The 14,027-nt window shown below is 43.8% G+C and carries 11 protein-coding genes and 1 tRNA gene; 4 read left to right on the top strand and 8 right to left on the bottom strand.

Annotated features, from left to right (window positions below):
• Nucleotides 1-21: 21 nt before the first annotated feature.
• The 4 genes from INT03_RS09705 to speB form a co-directional block, all read right to left on the bottom strand.
• A complete protein-coding gene (locus INT03_RS09705) occupies nt 22-1,428 on the bottom strand; it encodes a YjiH family protein (RefSeq protein WP_060491314.1) in 1,407 nt (468 codons plus the stop codon).
• Nucleotides 1,409-3,220: a D-lactate dehydrogenase gene (gene dld, locus INT03_RS09700; protein WP_193008788.1), complete on the bottom strand. Its 1,812-nt coding sequence runs from the start codon at nt 3,218-3,220 to the stop codon at nt 1,409-1,411. The genes INT03_RS09705 and dld overlap by 20 nt, the downstream gene beginning before the upstream one ends.
• Nucleotides 3,221-3,270: 50 nt before the next feature.
• Nucleotides 3,271-5,004, bottom strand: a complete 1,734-nt coding sequence (locus tag INT03_RS09695; protein ID WP_193008787.1) for a 5-guanidino-2-oxopentanoate decarboxylase — start codon at nt 5,002-5,004, stop codon at nt 3,271-3,273.
• Nucleotides 5,005-5,128: 124 nt separating this feature from the next.
• Entirely contained in the window at nt 5,129-6,097 is a 969-nt protein-coding gene (gene speB / locus INT03_RS09690; RefSeq protein ID WP_055125012.1) for an agmatinase, read from the bottom strand.
• A gap of 233 nt (nt 6,098-6,330) precedes the next feature.
• Here speB and INT03_RS09685 point away from each other — a divergent pair, with 233 nt between their 5' ends.
• Nucleotides 6,331-7,230, top strand: a complete 900-nt coding sequence (locus INT03_RS09685) for a LysR family transcriptional regulator (RefSeq protein WP_060491318.1) — start codon at nt 6,331-6,333, stop codon at nt 7,228-7,230.
• A 40-nt stretch (nt 7,231-7,270) separates the two neighbouring features.
• Here INT03_RS09685 and INT03_RS09680 read toward each other — a convergent pair whose 3' ends face one another.
• The 3 genes from INT03_RS09680 to INT03_RS09670 all read right to left on the bottom strand — a co-directional run bounded on the left by INT03_RS09680 (nt 7,271) and on the right by INT03_RS09670 (nt 11,460).
• On the bottom strand, nt 7,271-9,046 hold the full coding sequence (locus tag INT03_RS09680; protein ID WP_193008786.1) for a potassium/proton antiporter: 1,776 nt from the start codon (nt 9,044-9,046) through the stop codon (nt 7,271-7,273).
• A 214-nt stretch (nt 9,047-9,260) separates the two neighbouring features.
• Entirely contained in the window at nt 9,261-9,596 is a 336-nt protein-coding gene (locus tag INT03_RS09675; RefSeq protein ID WP_227676529.1) for a GlpM family protein, read from the bottom strand.
• Between the two features lie 193 nt (nt 9,597-9,789).
• A complete protein-coding gene (locus INT03_RS09670; protein WP_193008785.1) occupies nt 9,790-11,460 on the bottom strand; it encodes an alpha-keto acid decarboxylase family protein in 1,671 nt (556 codons plus the stop codon).
• A 261-nt stretch (nt 11,461-11,721) separates the two neighbouring features.
• Here INT03_RS09670 and INT03_RS09665 point away from each other — a divergent pair.
• A tRNA-Gly gene (locus INT03_RS09665) sits at nt 11,722-11,796 on the top strand.
• A gap of 428 nt (nt 11,797-12,224) precedes the next feature.
• Here INT03_RS09665 and INT03_RS09660 read toward each other — a convergent pair.
• Nucleotides 12,225-12,449 (bottom strand): helix-turn-helix domain-containing protein, encoded by a 225-nt coding sequence (locus INT03_RS09660; protein ID WP_193008784.1) that lies wholly within the window; start codon nt 12,447-12,449, stop codon nt 12,225-12,227.
• Nucleotides 12,450-12,645: 196 nt separating this feature from the next.
• Here INT03_RS09660 and INT03_RS09655 point away from each other — a divergent pair, with 196 nt between their 5' ends.
• Together INT03_RS09655 and INT03_RS09650 are read left to right on the top strand one after the other, a co-directional pair.
• Nucleotides 12,646-12,861: a hypothetical protein gene (locus INT03_RS09655; protein ID WP_011513303.1), complete on the top strand. Its 216-nt coding sequence runs from the start codon at nt 12,646-12,648 to the stop codon at nt 12,859-12,861.
• 18 nt (nt 12,862-12,879) lie between these two features.
• Nucleotides 12,880-14,027, top strand: a 1,148-nt coding sequence (locus INT03_RS09650) for an Arm DNA-binding domain-containing protein (protein ID WP_193008783.1), incomplete at its 3' end; no start/stop codon positions are given.

Below are 14,027 nucleotides of genomic sequence, written 5' to 3'. Positions count from 1 at the left end.
GGGTTGATATTGGCTACATGGCTAATACAGTAGATGCGCCACTGAGGTAATCACCACCAAACTGATCAGCGTACGAAGAATAAAAATCATAAACAGCTCTAACACATTAAGCTTGATGTTTGATTTCAAAATCAGCGCGCCTACTTCAGACATATAAATAATCTGAGTAATAGAACATGCACCAACGATGAATCTTGTCATCTCACTCTCAATACTTTTGCCGACCAAGGCTGGCAAATACATATCCGCAAAGCCCATAATCATCGCTGGAGCCGCCTCTGCTGCCTCTGGAATCTGTAACAAATCAAGCAGCGGTACCAACGGTGTAGACAACCATTTAAACACAGGCGTATATTCGGCTAAGCCCAGACCAATCGTACCAATTGCGAAAATCACGGGGATTAGCCCAAAATAGATATCGAATAAATTCTTTACACTACGTTTGAACACTTGACCCAGACTTGGCATTGAGTGCGCGCGCGTCACAGCACGATTGACCGCCCATTGGTAGGTCGTGTACTGAGCAGGAATCCCTTCATCAAGCATGCTTTTGCCAGAATGATAGGTGTCAGGCTTTAAGGAGAGTGGCGGTATACGCGGCATAATAATCGCGGCGATAAAGCCTGTTAAAGCAATGGTCAGATAAAAATAAACAAAGTTATCGTCCACGCCGATGGTTTTGGCGACGACATAAGTAAAAGCGATCGAAGTCACCGAAAAAGTCGTCGCGATAATCGCCGCTTCACGCTGGCTATAGTAGCTTTTATCATACTCCTGCATGGTCACGAGTAAACCGATAGAAGCTGCGCCAAACCAAGAGGACATGGCATCTACCGCTGAGCGTCCTGGCAACTTAAACAGCTTGACAAATATTTTGCTCGCCAGTGTGCCCAAAAACTCCATCAAACCAAAATCTGTCAAAAACGGTAACGATAAAATGGCGAAGAAAAACAAAGGAATCAAAATTGGAATCAAATCTTCGAAAATGACGCCGCCGGTATTACGATTAATAATAAACTCAGGGCCGACTTGCAGATAAATCATCCAGACAAACACCATCCCTAACAATCGGGCAGTGAGCCAAAACCAATCAACATCGAAGAGTTTTTTGACCATAGAGTCTTCATGCAGGTTGGGTTTTAACACCTTCACAGCCAATGCCCCAAGAAAGGATGTCGTCACGATTGCCATTGCCACATAAACGACAGAACCGCCCAACAAAGCTTGCAAAGCGTCCGTTAACACACCCAATAAAATCGTAACCTTTCCGTCCCATTGAAACGGAATAATAAATAGTGCAATGCCCAATGCTGAAAACAATAAAAACTTCCACATTGACGCACGCCACTGCTCTCCTTGCGGCGTTTCTGAATCGACAACATCATTTCCTAATATCGGTTGCTGCGACTTATCGAGATAATTCGTCATTTAATTCCTCCTTGATGGGCGACGATCGCCAATTTTTCCATTTTGCTGTCTGACCAATGCCTGGGTTCAGTGAATTGGTCGGATCTAATTTTTTATAAAAAGTATGTAGTGCAGGCTTTGCGGTATAGACATGACCCACGTTGTGTTCAGCAGGGTACTCTATACGACGTCGATCATAAAACGCCAATAGCTCATCCTTGAATTTTTTTGCATCCACTTCAGGGTATAACAGATAATCTTGATGCATGACATGGCAGAAAAAATGTCCCAAATAAAAGGTTTTACTGACTTGCTTTTGTAAGTTAATAGGTAGCACTTCATCCCAATCTACGGCATTCCTTGGTAAGGCAATGTCGGTAGATAATAGCTCGCCAAACGTTGTGTGGTTAAGATTGTGATAACGAAACATGGCAGCGGTTGCTGCACTGCGAAACACCAATAATGCTTGGGATTCTGCTGCTGTACAGAGATGTACGACGCCTTTATGTTGCTGCATATGGGACTGTAGAAATGCTTGAGCGGCGGCAATATGACCATGACTGCCGTTATCATCGCTATTATCATCGTACGTATTATTGCCATCCGCGACTTTAATGATTAAATGATAACGATAGGAACACGCCTGCTCAGCCAAAGAATTGGGTAATGACGGCGGCATGAAAATACCAGTCATTTGTAGCAGCCGATCTGGTAAAGTCTGAGGCAATCGCCATTTATTTAAATAATAGCCAATTTTAGCTTGTAGCCGATACAATCCACCTATCTTACCAGCAGGCAATTTTCGCATACTCAAACAAGTATCACGGCCATAGCGCATGGTAATATCGTTGTAATTTTTGTGCATATATTCTGCCAAAATAGGCAGGTTTAGCTCGCTTTTTAACCACTGTTGCCTGAGTGTGGTCAAAGTATCGGCGTCATTGGTCGAGATATAGAATGTTTGCTCTTGTGTCGGTTTGGCAAATGTCGCGACTCGAACCGCAAAGACGATGACTTTGCCTGCTGAACCCGAAGCTTCATATAATCCGTTAGGATCATTATTGAATCTGGCAGGCGTGTCTGCTTCGCAATCGCGAACTTTATGTTGATAATGGTGGTTTGTACAGGATTTACTGCTGATACTATTTGGATTTTTATTAAATGTGCCAGTTTGTAAGTTTCTAAGCATCTCTTCTGGATCCGCACCTAAATCAATGCCCAAGTGATTGATTAATTCAAACTCACCCATGGCATTACGTTTGGCAAATAGCGACATCTCGGTATACGCCGGACCACGCTGCACCAACATACCGCCAGAGCTGTTGCAAATACCGCCAATCACTGAAGCACCAACACAACTAGAGCCCAGCACTGAATGCGGCTCACGCCCTAATGGCGCAAGCTGAGACTCCAACTGCTGGAGGCTAGCCGCTGGCAAAGCAACTAGCTCTGCTGCGTCATTGAGCAGATGAACACCGCCCAATCGTTGCATAGAAATCACAACGACTGCTCGATCGTACTCTCCGTACGGTGTCGAGCCTCCGGTCAACCCTGTGTTAGCAGCCTGTGCAATAATAATCACATCAACCGCCGCACAGAGATTAATGACGCGCCATAGTGCCACAAGAGAGTCTGGTATCACAACTGCCGCGACAGCATCCGTGATAGAAGCAATAGCCCCTTGTGTATACGACTGCTGCTGGCTTGACTTGGTCAATACATTGGTCGCGCCAACAACGGCGGATAAATCCGTTAATAAGCTTGCCAGCGAGGTGCTCAAGCGACCAGACGAGCGGTTAGCATGTGGCATCATAGACGTTCTTCCTTGAGCGACCAGCCTTTATTATATTTGACGTATTAACATTAGCTAAAGCAGATGAACGTTTTACCCATTTCAATCAAAAAGTCATCGGCTTCATCAACTTCATAAATGAAAGGCTGCTTGCCGTTGATATCCTTTTGCAAGGCGTCTAGTAATTGCTGCTTATCGGTAATTCTGCGATAACCTGCACCAAATCCTGCTGCCAGCGGCTCAAAGTTTGGCGTCTTAATATTAACCCCGATTAGTGGCAATCCGCCCTCTTCCATATAACGACGAATCTCGCCATAGCCTTGATTGTTCCACAGCAGCACAATCAATGGCAGCTCAAGCTCGGCGGCGCAGATAAGTTCTGCAATCGTAAACTGAATACCGCCGTCGCCAATCAAGCTGACCACTGGACTGTTGGAACCAATCATGGCGCCAATGGCAGCAGGCAAACCATAACCTAACGTGCCAAATCCAGTCGATGAATTAAACCATCGACGCGTCGCCAATGCCTCAAAACCAAGATTGCCGCTATAGACAGGCTGCGTTGAATCACCAACGAAGATGACGTCTTTCACTTCATCTCGAATCAATTGAAGTAGCGCATTTTGACCCGCAAAGTCTGGTGTCATTCCTGCTAATAGTGCTTGTTTTGCCTCATTTACTCGTGATACCGCTTGATGATTTAACACCTGACCCTTTAAACGACTACATAGACCACTTACCGCCATTTGCGCATCGGACAATACCGCGATATCGGCTCTAAAAGGACGCTGTAATTGCTGGGCATCGCAGTCGATACGAATCAGCGTGCCATTGATTTTGAACTGGCCGTTAAAGAACACATCATAATCAGTTTCACCCAGCTCAGTACCAATCGCCAACACCCAATCAGCCTCAGCAATAACGGCGCGACCTGCCTCTAATGACTGATTGCTACCCAAACTTAATGGGTGGCTAGGTGGCAGCAAACCTTTGGCATTGATGGTCAAAAACGTCGGTGCATCGATAATCTCTGCTAGAGTCTGCGCGTCATGATCGACATCGACGCAGCCACCACCATAAAGTATCACTGGATTTTTTGCCGCTTTTAGAGATTCAACGATCAAATCTAATTGCGCAGGATTGGGCAGCGGTCTCATTACTTGAGGTGACGTTAAACCATGTGCATCAGTCGAATTTTTTGCAAAGTTATTTAAATAAGGAGTTAAATCAGAGGGCTTTGCGACATGACTGGCATCGGCGGTAATCACATCAATGGGCAGCTGGATATGCACTGGCCCTGGACGTGCGCCATTAAATAATGCAAACGCTTCAGCGATGACCTTGGGTAACGATTCAGGCTGCCAAATAGTTTTGCTCGTGAGCGCTACCTTGCTGACCATACCTTGCTGATCGTGCAATTCATGCAAGTGCCCTTCACCGCTGCCCGTATCTGCCACTTTATTAACACTAGAAATCACTAACATCGGGATGGAGTCAGCCAACGCCTGCGCCATGGCCGTCATGATATTCGTCATACCCGGACCTGTGATGATAAAACACACGCCAACTTTGGCAGACGCGCGGTAATAGCCATCAGCCATAAACCCCGCACCTTGTTCATGACGCGGTGTCACGTGGCGAATGTTGGTGTTTGGCAGACCACGATATAGCTCGACCGTATGCACACCCGGAATACCAAATACGGTCTCTACCCCATAATACTCTAGCCACTGTACGAGCAGCTCACCACATGTCAGAGACGGCGTGGCGGGCGCTGAAGAAGATGTTTGAAGCGTTTGCGTCATGAGTTAATCATCCTAAAAAGTTCAATCGCGTTTAAATAAGTTGTTCAGTGTCAAAACCCAAGCTGCCCTTTAATCCATTATAAAAAGCAGCTTGATAAAAGCAGTTTGCGATTACAAATCATTCTTAATACACCGCCTTTACCTTATCGTCATAGCGCACACCCGGTAAGATACATAACATCTCAAACAGTAAGTTTGCCGCCAATACTGAGGTGTTACCAAAGGGGTCATAAGGAGGAGACACTTCTACTAAATCGCCACCCACCACATCAAGTCCGCGCATACCGCGAATGATTTCTATCGCTTGCGTTGAGGTCAAGCCACCGATTTCAGCAGTGCCCGTACCCGGTGCAAACGCAGGATCAATACCATCGATATCGAAACTTAAATAGACGGGGCCATCACCGAGCTTTTCGCGTACTTCTGCCATCAATGGCGTCAGAGACTTGTACCAGCATTCCTCGGCAGGGACAACACGAAAGCCTTGTTGGGTTGACCAATCAAACTCTTCGGCGCTATAGCCTGTACCACGTAAGCCAATCTGTACCACGCGGTTGCCATCGATTAAGTTCTCTTCGACAGCACGGCGGAACGGTGTACCATGAGCGATTTTTTCGCCAAACATCTCATCGTTGATATCTGCATGCGCATCGATATGCACCATGCCGACAGGGCCGTGTTTTTTGGCAAGCGCACGCAAGATAGGCAAGGCAATGGTATGATCGCCGCCCAAAGTCAATGGAATAGCACCATGATTCACGATTTTATCGGTATAGAATTTTTCGATGATATCAATACTTTTTAAGAGATTAAAGGTATTGATAGGCACGTCGCCGATATCAGCAACTTGTAAAGACTCAAAAGGCGCTGCACGAGTGGCGACATTATAAGGACGAATCATGCGTGATTCATCACGAATTTGTCGTGGGCCCAATCTCGCACCACTACGGTTTGACGCACCGATATCTAAAGGCACACCCACAAACGCCACATCTAACCCTTCTGCATCGGCCTGAGTCGGCAAGCGCATCATAGAAGCAAAGCCGCCAAATCTTGGCATATCGTTGCCGCTTAATGGTTGATTGAATTTCATAAATCACATCCTTGTTTCAGTTTGTTTAAAATAGGCAATTTTTTATATGCTTTGACAATACCTAAATATTTGAAGTCAGACCATGGTAAAATTTAGAAGTAAACTTCTGATTTTTCGTAGTAATTTAGATTTAACCGTTATTATCAGAAGTTTGATATAAATTTGATGTTAGAAAAGTGATAAATAGAAGATGCATTTTGATGGACATCAGAGGTACTGAGGAATAATGACCGATGCTAGATGAATTGATAAAAATAGACATCAAAACCTTGCGTAGCTTTATGGCAATCGTAGAATGTCAGGGCGTGACAGCCGCACAGTCTCGCTTAAATGTGACGACCTCTGTCATTAGTGGTCATTTGACCCATTTAGAAGATCGCTTAGGCATGACGCTTTGTCATCGCGGACGCGCGGGTTTTAAGCTCACAGAAGATGGTGCAGCAGTATATGAAGCTTGCTTGAGTTTTACCGAAGCGGTTGCCAGTTTTCAGCATCAACTGCACTATATTCGCCAATTGGATTCGGTGCGTGGCGGTCATATCCGACTGTGTCTCATTGACCAGATGCCGACGTTTTTTTATGACGCCTTGCGCCAATGCTTGGCTGCTAGCTATCGTGACAATCCCCTTATTCACTTTTCTATCGATGTGCAAAGCCCTGAAAGCATGCTAGAGAAGCTGCTAAGCAACGAGAGTGATATTGGTGTGGGATATTTTGGCAGTTTTCCACCACTACTCACTTTTCAACCAGCGTTTATTGAAAAACAAGTGGTGTGCTGTGGGCGCGAGCATCGATTGTTTTATGAATCAGAAGGGTTAACATTTGAGGATTTGGAACAAAACTATCCATGGATAAAACGAGGCTATATTACCGATTTGAGTATCAATCATGTCCGCCCAAAAACTTTGAGTGCCACCACTTATCACATGGAGGCAACTGCGCAGCTCATTCTGGCGGGTCATCATGTTGGTTACTTGCCCAATGATTTAGCCAAGCGTTATGAAGAAATGGGGCTGATGAAAATACTACTGCCCAATGAGGCCAGTTACGAGGTCAAGCATCATTGGGCTTATCGAGAAAACTTACACAAACAAGTCGCCGAATTCTTAAGTCAAATGACGCGTCTTTTGTGAATAATGACGGCAAATAGCTACATAGCTACCCTACTGTTAATCACTTTAGATGCTTTAAACCAATCGTTCTAAGCTTTCCTTTATCATCCACTTCTTTTATGACCAACGACCATTCGTCATTGATATCGACCGTATCACCCGATACTGGCTTTATCTCTAAGCTATCATTGATATATTCAGCGACTGTTTGATCCCACATGCTTTTGGCGCTGTCTTCAGATTTGGATTTGAGTTTATCGACAAGCGACTCAGACGCCATAATACTGGTAAAAAACGGTAAATCTCCAAGCTTCACACTTGGGGATAGCAGCCAATCGCCATAAAAATCATCCATGGCTTTATGGTCAAGGGTCGTGTCATTGAAAATCTTAGCAATTTGGGTGGCGTGGTTCCCTGTCATCGCATACCACACCCTATCACCGCATTTGAGCTTGGTATTTTCATCAACAACGATAATATGCTGCCTGCGTACCAAGGCAAAGACACTTATTTCATTAGGGCTTATGCGCTTAGAGATGGCCATTGGATGACGATCAATCGCAAATGCCCCTGACTTTACTTCAAACTCATATAAAGTAATGCTTGCTTTGTCAGATACCCAAACCTCATGCTCTTCTTCTGGGTCTTTATTACTAGGAATACGCACTTTGAATAAATTTGCCATAAAAGGAATGGTTGTGCCTTGTAAAACCAAAGACAAAACCACCACGCCAAAAGCAATATCAAACAACATAAAAGCGCCATCTATTCCCGCCATCACCGGTAATATGGCAAGCGTAATAGGAACCGCACCGCGCAAGCCAACCCAAGAAATAAAGCCAATTTCTCTATCTTTAAATTTAAAGGGTTTCACACTGATATAGACCGCAATAGGGCGAGCAATAAAAATCATAAAAGCGGCAATCGCGACGGAGTAATACCAAACATCAATCACATGCGATGGCGTCACCAATAACCCTAGTACCACAAACAATACCGCTTGTGACAACCACGCAAAGCTATCCATCACCCGCATCACATGCTCAGTTGAGCGCACTTTATGGTTGCCAATTAGCACACCAGTGAGATAAATTGCCAGAAATCCGCTACCGCCAATCAGATTAGTCGCGGCAAAAACTGCCAGGCCCGCAGACATGATCAAAATGGCATACATACCCTCTGCCAAGTGTATTTTTGGTAATAGCCTTGCCAATAAATAACCAAACAGTAAGCCCATGCCCAAACCAAAGCCAAGCTGCTGTAATAACAACCCTAAAAAGCCCAGTATTGTCTGTCCAGCGGGATCAACATTTAAAGCGATTAATCCTGTCACCAGCAAAATAGCCAAAGGATCGTTCGCGCCCGATTCTAGCTCCAATGTGGCTTGCACACGATCGTTAAGTTTGACGCCGCCATTACGCAATAGCGAAAACACCGCTGCTGCATCGGTTGAACCAACAATGGCCGCCATCAACAAACCAAGACGCCAATCAACATCGAGTAGCCAAGTGACGAATATACCCAGTATTATTACCGTCGCAAGTACGCCCCAAGTGGCTAAGGTAATAGCAGGCTTGAGACCCACTCGAAATGACTTAAAAGACGTGCGTAGCCCACCATCCAACAAGATACAAGCAAGAGCCGCCTGCCCAACGAAATTAGCAAGCCCGTATTGGGCAAACTCGATACCTAAAATACCATCTTCGCCTGCCAACATCCCTACGATCAAAAACAACAGCAATAGCGGAACGCCCAAGCGCGCCGATAACGTACTTGCCATAATACTGGCGAAAATTAACAATGCCCCTACGAGATAGATGATATTTAAGGTATCCATCTTTTTTTAAGCCCTATTTTTATAAATTGTAATGAATGGAGTTATCGCGATAATTTTAGTTTTAGTTTGCTACAGGTCACACCATAAAATCGCTCTTAAGAATAACATCTACGACCGAATCTATAAAAATTATCTGTAGAAATATGTACTGAATTTCATATATACCTTTGATATATTGCCCTTTGACAGAGTTTACGTTTTTTTCTAACCACAACTAAGCCTGAATGTACTGCCATGTAAGGACCAAAATCGCTGCGGCTATTGTCCAAGCGACAACGCCGAACAGTAATGCCTTATATAAGCTGACGTAACCGATGCTAAAAAACACCACAAAGGTATAAATAAGATGCGGTATGACACCGAGCATACTAAATATTAATGCGACTTTTAAATCAGCGGGGCTACGCTCAGTACCAACAATAAAGTGACTGATTAACGTAAATGTGGGGAACAGTGGCGCGAGTGCTGCCAAATAAAAAAATCTGGTTTGCGCGAATAATTGAATCGCCAATACCATTAGAGCACCAATAAGCATTTTTAACCAAATCACGACGGGGTCATCTCCTATGGAATGATAAGGGCTGGAAATAGCCCAATCCACCATGATACTAAAGTCTGCAAACCGACATAAGAGCAATAGCTGATTAATTAATCTATATGATAAAAAAGTGCAAAAAACCCCATCTAGCAATGGTGCTAAATGGGGCTATTCATTTTTATGAAGCGAGTTTTTTATTACTCACTCAATCGTTTTTTGGCTTCAGTGCGGCACTGATATCGGCGAGTAGTGGCGGGATATCATGCTTATCAGCGATGACCTCCAACATAACCAACTTGTCTTTTACAGCTGCCGCTTGCGTAAGAGCCGCTTTTAACTCGCCTGCTGTTTCTGCTTTTAGCAGCAGACTATTATCATCGGTAGCACCAAAAGCTTTTGGCATCATCTGCCAGTTACACTTAGGAATGTCATTATAGCGCTGGTTTTCACCATGAATCGCCCGCTCCACGGTATAGCCATCATTATTAATCAGTACAATCACTGGATTGATATGCTCTTGAATCATCACCGCGATTTCTTGAATGGTCAATAATGCTGAGCCATCACCAATTAATAAAACACTGCGCTTGTTTGGCGATGCAATAGCCGCACCCAAACTTGCCGGTAGCGTATAACCAATCGAACCCCACATTGGTTGTCCATAACAAGTCACGCCTTCTGGTAAACGCACATCACTGATGCCAAAATACGCCGTTCCCTGTTCTGCAAACACCAAATTATTATGGTCTAGATGATCGGCAATGATATGCCATAGATCATCTTGAAGAATAGCCTCGCTGTCCTTACCCTGCTGCTCATGCGGCTTGACTTCTTTACAGAACTGCTTTGGCACAATATTAATATCTGAGGTCAAGACTTCATGTAGCGTTTTTAGGGCGTCTTTTAGGGCAATGGGCGCAAAGTTTTTGCCAGCAATGCTCGCGCGCTCATAATGCAAATCAACCACTGTACTTTCATCAATATCTTGGCTAAAACCTGCCGTCGTAGTATCGGTATATTGCACACCGATTTTTATTAAGCACTCACAGTTTTCGACTGCATCCTTGACCACGGGACGTGATGCCACGCCAGCATAAGTCCCTGCCCAGCGCTCACTATTTTCGTCAAGTAAGGTTTTGCCCCATGACAACGTCGTATAAGGAATATCCGTATCGGCAATCAATGCCTTAAGCTGATTTTGCAGCCCTAAACGATGCACCATCAAATCTGCCATCAGCGTCGTGGTTTTGTTTGGCAGAAATTCTATGAGCGCTTGCTTAAAGTCTGCCAATGCTGCTTGACTGGTGATGTCTTCTTGGCTATCAACAAGCTTTGTAGTCGGTGGATAAATAGGTTGACGAGCAACGTCAGGCGATAGTAACAGATAGCCTGGGCGATGTTTTTTAAGAATTAAACGAATCACACGGTCGATTTCTGAGGCAGCATTTTCAGGGGTAAGCTGCGCTCGTGCTACCGTGACCGGCTCTACCATTTTAATAAAATGATTGAACACGCCATCACCAAGTGAGTGATGGATGCGGCGCTTTGAATCTTGTAGAGCCGTACTTGGCGCGCCCACGATATGTAGCACTGGTGCATACTCAGCAAAAGAGCCTGCGGTCGCGTTAATCGCTGACAATTCTCCCACCCCAAAGGTCGTCACCATCGCCGCAAAGCCACGCTCACGTGCATAGCCGTCAGCTGCGTAACCTGCATTTAACTCATTGGTGTTACCCACCCAGCGCAGCTTATCAGAGGCGATAATATTGTCTAAAAAAGTTAAGTTGAAATCACCAGGTACGCCAAATATCTCTGACGCGCCTGCTTCTGCGACACGATCAAACAAATAATCAGCGATGGTATATTGTTGACTCATAGTACTTATCCTTAAGTGTTATCTTTATAACTCATGAAAATGATTAATATGGTTAAAGTCATTATAAAACTGTATTCCAGCCTATTTATAGAAAGCAAAGCTTTTGGAATATAGATTACAACAATCTGTTATATCACAGATGAAGGCTAGGATAATATGCCAATTTACTATCTTTTACTTTTTTTCATACTAACTGTTGACACGTTCAAAAAACTGCGTATAATACGCCTTCATCAACTGACGATAGTTAATTGATAATTAGCGGGAATAGCTCAGTGGTAGAGCATAACCTTGCCAAGGTTGGGGTCGAGAGTTCGAATCTCTTTTCCCGCTCCAAATACTTAAAAAGCCTCACTTAACAGTGAGGCTTTTTTTTGTCTAATTTTCAAGGGTTACAGCGTTTTTATATCTTATTTCCCAATCAAATTATTAAGTTAATCTAACGAGATATAGGTCTCGAAATCAGCACCGTGACCAAAACGTGACCATTTCGTGCCCACGCTATAAACACTGATTTTGTAATTGACCCCAACTTACTATTCCTACCTTTATAAGAAGCGATGCTAAAAAATATTTTCTTAGTATCACTTTTCCTTTTCCACTGCTTTTTTTACAATTAGCTCATAGCGTGACCAAAACGTGACCAAATCATGAAAAAGTAAATATAAAAAATAACCCCAACCTTAATTTTATACTTTGAAGCGCCTTGTATATAAGGCTATACAGCTGTTTCTCTACTCATGTATTTCCAGTTTTATAAGTCTTCAGGACTGGTCACCCACATCTTTATTTGGCTTATAGATAAACAAGTCACCCACCTGCACGTCTAAAAACTCACATAACTGGTCGATAGTATTGAAATCAATTCTTGATGACTCTTCATTATATAGTTTATGAAGGGTTGATTTACTCATGCCTGTTGCTCTTACAACATCTGCTACACGCAATTTTTTCTCTGCCAAAATAACAGGAAGTTTAGACACGATCATAAAAATTACCTCTTTTCGGGTAAAAATGCTTTACATTGCAGTAAAAAGGTAATATATTACACAAATCGGTTATTAATTACCTCTAAGCGGGTAAATCTTAACTGATTCCTTCAAGATGCATTTTTACAGGTTGATAAAATAATTTTTATTCTATCACTTAATGCAATGACTTAATAACTGAAAAGAGGTAAATACTATGAGTAATACTTATTTAACAACTGATGAGTTAGCCGAACGCATCAAGTACGACGCACGTACTATCCGCAATCAAATGAAAGACACCGTTTTGATTGAAAACATTCACTACATACGCCCGTTTGGTGGTCGTAAGATTCTGTATGTATGGGAACGTATCGAAGAAGATATGTGCAAGCCGGTTATGAGCGCTATCAACGGTATGGCACTTCAATAAAAAATAAGGAGATTTACTATGGCTACTATGCGAGGACGGTTTGGTAAGCTGGTCGTTGACTTCCGCTACTTAGGTAAGCGCTGTCGAGAAAAGACCAGTTTAGAAGACAACCCAGCTAATCGTAAAAAATTAGCGCAAGTCATGAAAAAAATGGAAGCAGAAATAACTTTAGGCATCTTTGACTATGCTGCTTACTTTCCAAAAAGTGAACGAGCACAGGAGATGACGGCACTGGCTGATAGAGCAGAAGCTTGTATCAGTCGCAATCCGACCTTTAAGGAGTTTTCGAAAACGTTTTTTGAGGAGAGGAAGATTGAATGGCGACCGAGCTATCGGCAAAAAATAAAGATTATTCTAGATAAGTATCTCTTACCTGAGTTTGGTGGTAAAGCGGTACATGCCATAAAAAAACCAGACTTGCTGACCTTCCGTAGCTCTCTCGCCAAAGTTCGTTACGGTAAAGATGGTCAGTCAAGTCTGTCAGTAGCACGAATCAATCAGATCATGATACTTCTTCGTATGATACTAGAAGAAGCGTCAGATCGCCATGAGTTTGAGATGCCTTATAAGAATATTAAGAATCTCAAGCAAGCTCGTCCAGATGTAAACCCTTTTACATTGAGCGAGGTATGGCTATTTTTAAAGCATGTCCGTGCTGATTATAGGCCCTACTACGCTATCCGCTTCTTTACGGGAATGCGTACCAGTGAGATTGACGGGCTTAAGTGGGAGTGTATTAACTTTGATCGCCGTGAAATCAGCATCAGAGGAGCATTAGTCAATGGTGAGATGGGTCCAACCAAGACGTTAGGCTCACAACGTGATATTGCGATATCACAGCTGGTATACGATGCCTTGTTAGAGCAGAAGGCTCGCACCTATGGTAAGTCAGAGTTCGTATTCTGCAACTCACAGGGCAATCCGATGGAGTACCGTAATGTGAATAGACGGGTATGGAAACCCACACTGGCCCTACTCGGTTTGAAACATCGGCGTGCTTATCAGACTCGGCATACAGCAGCGACGCTTTGGCTCGCTGCTGGGGAGAATCCTGAGTGGATAGCTCGGCAGATGGGTCACAGTAGTACGGAAATGCTGTTTCGAGTGTATAGCCGATATGTACCTGACATTACCCGTCAGGATGGCTCAGCAATGGATAACTTGCT

Origin of the sequence: Psychrobacter sp. PG1 (assembly GCF_014897815.1) — a bacterium.
GTDB lineage: Bacteria > Pseudomonadota > Gammaproteobacteria > Pseudomonadales > Moraxellaceae > Psychrobacter.
Note: the sequence above shows the minus strand (reverse complement) of the source record. Positions and strands in the feature narration are given on the sequence as shown.

Bases quoted from the DNA above. Each gene is read 5' to 3' on its own strand.
- INT03_RS09705 (WP_060491314.1), bottom strand. From the start codon at position 1,428: ATGACGAATTATCTCGATAAGTCGCAGCAACCGATATTAGGAAATGAT.
- dld (WP_193008788.1), bottom strand. From the start codon at position 3,220: ATGATGCCACATGCTAACCGCTCGTCTGGTCGCTTGAGCACCTCGCTG.
- INT03_RS09695 (WP_193008787.1), bottom strand. From the start codon at position 5,004: ATGACGCAAACGCTTCAAACATCTTCTTCAGCGCCCGCCACGCCGTCT.
- speB (WP_055125012.1), bottom strand. From the start codon at position 6,097: ATGAAATTCAATCAACCATTAAGCGGCAACGATATGCCAAGATTTGGC.
- INT03_RS09685 (WP_060491318.1), top strand. From the start codon at position 6,331: ATGCTAGATGAATTGATAAAAATAGACATCAAAACCTTGCGTAGCTTT.
- INT03_RS09680 (WP_193008786.1), bottom strand. From the start codon at position 9,046: ATGGATACCTTAAATATCATCTATCTCGTAGGGGCATTGTTAATTTTC.
- INT03_RS09670 (WP_193008785.1), bottom strand. From the start codon at position 11,460: ATGAGTCAACAATATACCATCGCTGATTATTTGTTTGATCGTGTCGCA.
- INT03_RS09660 (WP_193008784.1), bottom strand. From the start codon at position 12,449: ATGATCGTGTCTAAACTTCCTGTTATTTTGGCAGAGAAAAAATTGCGT.
- INT03_RS09655 (WP_011513303.1), top strand. From the start codon at position 12,646: ATGAGTAATACTTATTTAACAACTGATGAGTTAGCCGAACGCATCAAG.